This window comes from Pseudomonas sp. SDO5532_S415, assembly GCF_054071155.1.
This window is the reverse complement of the sequence record NZ_JBSVWS010000231.1, coordinates 1-7,198: the sequence shown is the minus strand read 5'-3', so window position 1 is coordinate 7,198 and position 7,198 is coordinate 1. Positions and strand designations below refer to the sequence as shown.

8 protein-coding genes are annotated in these 7,198 nt (G+C 60.3%); 2 read left to right on the top strand and 6 right to left on the bottom strand.

Features of this window, described 5'->3' with window-relative positions; all coding sequences use genetic code 11:
- Positions 1 to 67 precede the first annotated feature (67 nt).
- Complete coding sequence (locus tag ACW9HW_RS27800; protein ID WP_457402520.1) at positions 68 to 457, bottom strand: transcriptional regulator; 390 nt, start codon at positions 455 to 457, stop codon at positions 68 to 70.
- Between the two features lie 178 nt (positions 458 to 635).
- On the opposite strand from ACW9HW_RS27800, the gene ACW9HW_RS27795 reads away from it, so the two are divergent.
- Complete coding sequence (locus ACW9HW_RS27795) at positions 636 to 1,370, top strand: DUF899 domain-containing protein (protein WP_457402518.1); 735 nt, start codon at positions 636 to 638, stop codon at positions 1,368 to 1,370.
- A 223-nt stretch (positions 1,371 to 1,593) separates the two neighbouring features.
- The gene (locus ACW9HW_RS27790) at positions 1,594 to 1,869 is read left to right on the top strand and encodes a hypothetical protein (protein ID WP_095196400.1); all 276 of its coding nucleotides are present in this window, start codon (positions 1,594 to 1,596) and stop codon (positions 1,867 to 1,869) included.
- A gap of 10 nt (positions 1,870 to 1,879) precedes the next feature.
- On the opposite strand, the gene ACW9HW_RS27785 is transcribed toward ACW9HW_RS27790, so the two are convergent.
- The 5 genes from ACW9HW_RS27785 to ACW9HW_RS27765 all read right to left on the bottom strand — a co-directional run bounded on the left by ACW9HW_RS27785 (position 1,880) and on the right by ACW9HW_RS27765 (position 7,055).
- On the bottom strand, positions 1,880 to 2,683 hold the full coding sequence (locus tag ACW9HW_RS27785; protein WP_457402516.1) for an IclR family transcriptional regulator: 804 nt from the start codon (positions 2,681 to 2,683) through the stop codon (positions 1,880 to 1,882).
- A 60-nt stretch (positions 2,684 to 2,743) separates the two neighbouring features.
- Positions 2,744 to 4,054, bottom strand: a complete 1,311-nt coding sequence (locus ACW9HW_RS27780; protein WP_095196398.1) for an MFS transporter — start codon at positions 4,052 to 4,054, stop codon at positions 2,744 to 2,746.
- 171 nt (positions 4,055 to 4,225) lie between these two features.
- On the bottom strand, positions 4,226 to 5,374 hold the full coding sequence (gene dgoD, locus ACW9HW_RS27775) for a galactonate dehydratase (RefSeq protein ID WP_008085519.1): 1,149 nt from the start codon (positions 5,372 to 5,374) through the stop codon (positions 4,226 to 4,228).
- Between the two features lie 48 nt (positions 5,375 to 5,422).
- Entirely contained in the window at positions 5,423 to 6,043 is a 621-nt protein-coding gene (locus ACW9HW_RS27770) for a 2-dehydro-3-deoxy-6-phosphogalactonate aldolase (protein WP_457402514.1), read from the bottom strand.
- A 19-nt stretch (positions 6,044 to 6,062) separates the two neighbouring features.
- Positions 6,063 to 7,055 carry a 2-dehydro-3-deoxygalactonokinase gene (locus ACW9HW_RS27765; RefSeq protein ID WP_457402512.1) on the bottom strand — a complete coding sequence of 331 codons (993 nt, stop codon included), beginning with the start codon at positions 7,053 to 7,055 and terminating at the stop codon, positions 6,063 to 6,065.
- Between the last annotated feature and the right edge of the window lie 143 nt (positions 7,056 to 7,198).

The following is a 7,198-nucleotide window of genomic DNA, read 5'->3' as shown; positions in this document are numbered from 1 at the left end:
GAACTGTGGTGATTGATCTGCGGTATTCGCGAGCAGGCTCGCTCCCACAGGGGGATACTTGTAGTTCTCAAGCAATCTGCGCCTTCGAAGCCACCTCATCAAACGTCGCTTCATCCAGTGCATCGTCCTGCTCATCCAGCACTTGGCGCGGATGGTCATTACCGGGAATGCTGCTGTCGATCAGGCTCAATAACCTCGATCCGCGCATCGTCAAAATGTAATTTGAACCCGTCCCCCCCTGATCCTCGGGCCGGGGTTCGATATAACCTCGCGCCAACAGCAATTTTTCATACTCACCAGCCACTGCTTTCAGATGGTCGAGGTTTTCAGTGACCTCGCCTTCGGCCGTTTTGGCTGCCACATACTGCTCGGCATAGGGCCGTGGCGTAAAGCTGGCTTCGCCGTGCTGCACCTCATGCAGCAAACGCTCAATCAAATCCCAGTTATAAGTCGTCATCCTGATTCAACCTCCGGAGCCCGAGAGTGAGAGGGCCTTCATAGGTTGTGACCGGCGTGGTCGGTAGCCGTTCAGCTCAGGTTTTTGCTACGACCGACCGGCGGTATGTCGAATTACCCCAGGGCCAAACGACTAGGCTGTGTACGTCACCTCCCAGCCCCACGCAGGAGAAATCACCATGAACATTCAGAATCATCCCGTCGTGTCCCGGGAAGAATGGCTCGCCGCCCGCATACAGCACCTGGCCCACGAAAAGGCCTTCACCAAGGAACGGGACAGACTCAGCGCCGAACGCCGCGCCCTGCCCTGGGTGAAAATCGACAAGGACTACCACTTCCAGGGGCCGCAAGGCGAACTGAAACTCGCCGACCTGTTCGGTGGCCGCAGCCAGCTGGTCATTTACCACTTCATGTTTGCCGAAGGCTGGGATGAGGGCTGCCCCGGTTGCTCGTTCCTCTCCGACCACATCGACGGCGCCAACCAGCACCTGGCCCACCACGATGTAGCAGTGGTAGCGGTTTCCCACGCCCCGTTCGCCGAATTCCAGGCCTTCAAACGGCGCATGGGCTGGAGATTTGACTGGGTGTCGTCCGAAGGCTGCGACTTCAACTACGACTTTGGCGTCTCGGCCCGAGCCGAAGACGTCGCCGCCGGCAAAGCCACCTACAACTATGAAAAGACCGACGGCTCCGAAGAAGAACTGCCAGGGCTCAGCGTGTTTTATCGCAATGAAGCCGGTGAGATTTTTCACACCTACTCGACTTATGCCCGTGGTCTGGACCTGCTGGTTGGTGCCTACAACTACCTTGACCTGACGCCCAAAGGACGCAACGAGGAGGAAATCATGGAGTGGGTAAGGCATCACGACAAGTATGAGGACGCGGCGAAACCCAGTTGCTGCCACGGAGGTTAAATTGGATACCCGCAGGTCCTTTGTGGGAGCGAGCCTGCTCGCGAAAGCTGTGTGTCAGCCAACATCAATATTGACTAAACCACCGCCTTCGCGAGCAGGCTCGCTCCCACAGTGGGTTGGCGGTGTTTTTGAGAGACAACTTCAGCCCAGACCTGTCTGAACTTTTTCCACCCACGAGCCCTCAACCGGTTAACCCGCCTTAACCGGAACCGAGGCCTGACCGATGAAAACCCTGCTGAAACTCACCCTCGCCGCCACCCTCGCCTGCGCCCTGCCCGTCTGGGCCTGCACACCTGAGGAAGCCACCATCAAGCGCGAACAGTTGGCTCGGGAAGTTACCAAATTGACCGAGCAGAACCCGGCCAAGGCCAAGGAAATCAACGATGAGCTGCAGAAAATGGATTTGGGGACCGCTTCCAAGGATCTGCCGGACAAATGCCAGCTGATCGATCATCGCCTGAAAGAGCTGGGTGTGGCTGAGAAGAAGGCCGAAACCTGACCTTCGCGCCTTATACCTTCAAACCAAGTTCCGCTGACAACCGGGCCGTAGCCCCTTTGATCAGGGGAATCAGCTCGGCCATTTTTTCCAACGGCATGTAGGGCACGGTACTGGCGATGCTGATGCCGGCGACAATGCGCTTGCTGGCATCGCGGATCGGTGCCGCCACGCAGCGTATCGAGGGTTCGTTGTCTTCCAGATCGAAGGCGTAGCCACCGGCGACATATTCGAGCATGCGCTGCTGGAACTGCTCCCAGGACTGCTCCGGATGCTGCGGCCAGAACTGATTTTTTCCGCCTGCCGGCAGGCTGATTTCGTACAGCCGCTGCCACTCTTGCGGTGTGTCATCGAGCATCAGGGCCTTGCCGATCCCGGTGCGCGCCAACGGCATGCGATGGCCGACACGCGAACGCATTTCCGGGCCATTGCGTCCCGGATTCTTGTGCAGGTACAGCACTTCATCGCCTTCGCGGATGGCCAGGTGAATGGTGTCGCCGGTCAACGCCGACAGTTCATCCAGATACGGCCCGGCCAGGGTCACCAACGGCAACTCTTCCCGCGCCTGAAACCCCAGTTCGATCAGCTTCGGCCCCAGCAGATAACCGACTTGCGGCACCACCCGCAGATAACGTTCGTCCACCAGGCAACTGGCCAGACGATGGGTGGTGCTGCGCGTGGTGCCGATCAGCCGGGCGATTTCCTTGAGATCGCGGGCGCCGCTGGCTACGGCCTGAACTACACCCAGACCGCGAAGCAGGGTCTGGGTGCCGGTCGGCGCGGCGTCCTTGGGGATTTTTGGGGCGTCTTCCTGCATATTCAGCCTTTACCGTTGAGCGAGGGAACGGGCGGCATTATGGTCGCCCGCATGCCAAGACTACAACTTGATACGCTCGACCTTGCCCACCAGCAACACGTAGGAAAGTGCCCCCATCAACGCCAGCACCGAGATGTAGGTGATCGCCGGAGCAAAAGAATCGCCCGTGGCGAGGAAACCGATGACAATCGGCGTGGCGATGGCCGACAGGTTGCCGATGAAGTTGAACACCCCACCGGTCAGACCCAGCAAGCGCGCCGGTGCCAGGGTCGACACCAGCGACCAGGTGATCGAAGCCAGGCCGTTGCCGAAAAACGCCAACGCGAGGAAGGCAATCACCAGCGGCGTCGACTCAACGAAGTTGGCACCGATAATCGAGGTGGAAATCAGCAGACCACTGATGATCGGTAACTTGCGGGCGAAACCTACCGAATAACCACGACGGATCAGGAAGTCGGAGAAGAAACCCGAACACAGCACGCCGACAAAAGCCGCGAGAAACGGCAGCGACGCCAGCAGGCCGGACTTGATGAAGTCCATGCCGCGATATTTCACCAGGTAGGTCGGGAACCACGTCAGGAAAAACCACAGCGTCGAGTTGAGGCAGAACTGGCCGAGGTAGATGCCCCAGAGTTTGCGCTTGGTCAGGACAATGCCGAGGTCGGTCCAACTGAATTTGGCTTTGACTTTGGCTTGTTCGGACTGAATGTCGACGAGGCCACCGCCTTCGCGGATCAGCTCGATTTCAGCATCGTTGGCACCTTTGAAATCCCGGGGTTCGCGATAGACCGCGTACCAGATCACGGCCCAGATAATGCCCACCGCGCCGGTGCTGACGAACACCATGTGCCAGCCATAGTGATGCTGCAGCCAGGCCAGCACCGGTGTCAGGAACGCCAGGCCGACAAACTGCCCGGAGGTGTAGAAACCGATGGCCGTAGCCCGTTCGCGCTCCGGAAACCAGGTGGTGACGACGCGGCTGTTGATCGGATAGGCCGGTGCTTCCAGAGCGCCTACCGCCATGCGCAGCACGAACAGCGCGATGAAACTGGCGGCGAAACCCAGCATCACCGTGGCCACCGACCACAGCAACAGTGCAACGCTGTAGAGAATGCGCGGCGGTACCCGGTCCACCAGCCAGCCACCGGGAATCTGCATGGCGGCGTAGGTCCAGCCGAAGGCTGAAAAGATCAGGCCGACGTGAATCGGATCGATGCCCAGGTCGCTGGTCAGCGCCGGCGCGGCAATCGACAGGTTGCTGCGGTCCAGGTAGTTGATCACCACGGTGATGAACAGCAGGACCATGATGAAAAACCGCTTGCGGCTGGGCGTCACCAACGACGCCTGCCCGGTGAGGGTTTGCGGTTGCATGGGGGGGTGCCTCTTTTTATGTTTATTGAGGTCGTCGTGAAACTAGTACTGAACCCTGTGGGAGCTGGCTCGCCAGCGATAGCATCCTGTCAGTCACATCAATGCTGGATGTGCCGCCGCCATCGCTGGCAAGCCAGCTCCCACAGGATTCAGTGTTGAATCAGGGAGTGATCACCACTCGGCAAAGCTGCCGTCGGCGTGGCGCCAGATCGGGTTGCGCCAGCGGTGGCCGACAGCCGCGCGTTCGATCACGTATTCCTCGTTGATCTCGATGCCCAGGCCCGGGCCATTCGGGATCTTCACGAAGCCTTTGTCGTAGTCGAATACCCGTGGGTCCTTCACATAGTCGAGCAGGTCGTTGCTCTCGTTGTAGTGGATGCCCAGGCTTTGTTCCTGGATGAACGCGTTGTAGCAGACCGCATCCAGTTGCAGGCACGCGGCCAATGCAATCGGGCCCAACGGACAATGCAGCGCCAACGCCACGTCGTAGGCCTCGGCCATGTTGGCGATCTTGCGGGTTTCGGTGATGCCGCCGGCGTGGGACGCATCGGGTTGAATGATGTCGACATAGCCTTCGCTGAGCACGCGCTTGAAATCCCAGCGCGAGAACAGGCGCTCACCCAGGGCAATCGGCGTGCTGGTCAGCGGCGCCAGTTCCTTGAGCGCTTCGTAGTTTTCGCTGAGTACCGGCTCTTCGATGAACATCAGTTTGTACGGGTCGAGTTCCTTCATCAGCACCTTGGCCATCGGCTTGTGCACCCGGCCATGGAAGTCCACGCCGATGCCGACATTCGGACCCACCGCATCACGTACGGCCGCGACATTGGCCAGGGCCAGGTCGACTTTTTCGAAGGTATCGAGGAACTGCAACTCTTCGGTGCCGTTCATTTTTACCGCGGTAAAACCACGGCTGACCGCTTCTTTTGCCGCCCGCGCGGTGTCTGCCGGACGGTCGCCGCCGATCCACGAATACACGCGTATCTTGTCCCGCACCTGGCCGCCCAGCAGGTCGCTGACTGACACCCCCAACGCCTTGCCCTTGATGTCCCACAACGCCTGGTCGATACCGGCCAGGGCGCTCATGTGGATCGCACCGCCGCGATAGAAGCCACCGCGGTAAAGCACGGTCCAGATGTCTTCGATGTTGCGTGGGTCCTTGCCGATCAGGTAGTCGGACAATTCTTCAACGGCCGCGGCAACGGTGTGGGCACGGCCTTCGACCACGGGCTCGCCCCAGCCGGTGACGCCTTCGTCGGTTTCGACCTTGAGGAAGCACCAGCGCGGCGGAACGATGAAGGTGGTCAGTTTGGTGATTTTCATCTGGTTGTCTCTCTTGTTATTTGCAGCGCGCTCGGCGCCGGAAAAGTCTTAACGCAGAGCGTTCCATGCAGCGACATAGGCCTTGGCATTGACCGACACTTGCTCAGGCGTCATGCCCGGCTTGAACAAGCCCGAACCCAGGCCGAAGCCTTTGACACCCGCGTCGATGAACACCTGCATGTTGTCCGGGGTGATCCCGCCGACCGGCGCCAGAATCGTTCCCGCCGGCAGCACCGCGAGCCAGGCTTTGACGACCGCCGGGCCCATCTGCTCGGCCGGGAACATCTTCAGCACATCCGCACCTTCGGCCAGCGCCGCGAAGGCTTCGGTCGGCGTGGCGACGCCCGGCGACAGATACAAACCGGCCGCTTTCGCCGCACGCAGCACCTTGGGATCGCTGTGGGGCATGACGATCACCTGGCCACCTGCCGCCTTCACTTGCTCGACCTGCTCCGGCGTCAGCACCGTGCCTGCACCGATCAGGCAATCGGCGGGCAAGGTACTGCGCAGGATGCGGATACTTTCGTACGGCTCGGGGGAATTGAGCGGCACTTCGATGACGCGAAATCCGGCTGCGTACAGGACTTCTCCGATGGCGGCGGCTTCTTGCGGACGCAGGCCGCGCAGGATCGCGATCAGACCGTTTTGCGCCAGTGCTTGTTTGAGCATGTCAGGACTCCAGTCAGGTTTAACGGGATGGGCTGGCGGCAATCAATCCGGCGGCGACCGCCAGTTGCCACAACCCGCGTTCGGTGGCCTGTTCGGCCAGGGTCACCCGGGCAAAACCGCAGGCGTCGAGGGCCCGGCTATAGCGGCTGCACAGTTGGGAATTGCCGATCAGGATGATTGAAGGCAGGTGCACGCTGTTGCGTCGGCGTCGTTGAACGTTGGCCAGGGCTGCCAGTTCATGGCCAATCAGCAGGCCGGACAGATAATCCGCCTGCGCCGTGGCGCTCAGTTCGCCGGTCAGGCCCAGGCTGCGGGCACTGAACAGGGTCGACAGCACACCGATGTCGCCGTCCGCCGATAACGCGACCTGCACGCCGCGATCGAAAGCCTCGCCATCGAACGCGCCGCCGCGCTGCTGCGTGCGCCCCAGAATGCTGTGTTCGCTGAGCACGGCGAAGACTTCGCCGGTCATGAACGTATCGAAATGCACGATGCAGCCTTCGGTCACTTCCACCCATTTCGAATGGCTGCCCGGCAGGCCGATCAGCAGATCGGCGCCCGCCTCGCTCGACAGGGTTTGCAGCACGCCGAGTACCTGGGTTTCTTCACCACGCATGACGTTGGGCAAGTGCGAACGCTGAATCACCCCAGGCACGATGTGCACGTCGACACCGCGAAGACTGCGCACAATTTGCAGGGAGGTTCCGAGACTGGCGACGTTCGCCGGTGTATCGCGGTAAGCCGCTTCGCGCCAGCCCTGGGCGCTGCCGACCATGCCGCAGGCAATCACCGGCAAATCGGGTTGGGCATCGAGCCAGTCACCGCAGGCCTCATCGAAGGCCAGTTCAAAACCATCGGTGCATTCGCGACCGCCGATGATTCGCGGCGCCTTGGGCAGCTGCATGATCCCCGACGACAGCGAACGCTGCTCGAGCACCTGGCCGCCCGCGGCAAGTTTGTAAGCACGTAATGAGGTTGTCCCCCAATCCAGCGCGATCAATTGCGCCCGCATCGCTTCACCTGTTCTGTTTTTTGGCAGTGAGTGAGGCGGACTATAAACCTGGACACCCATAAATCTCAATATATAAATATCAATCCCATATATTGAGACAAAACAAAAAAAGATCGCAGCCTTCGGCAGCTCCCACATGGACC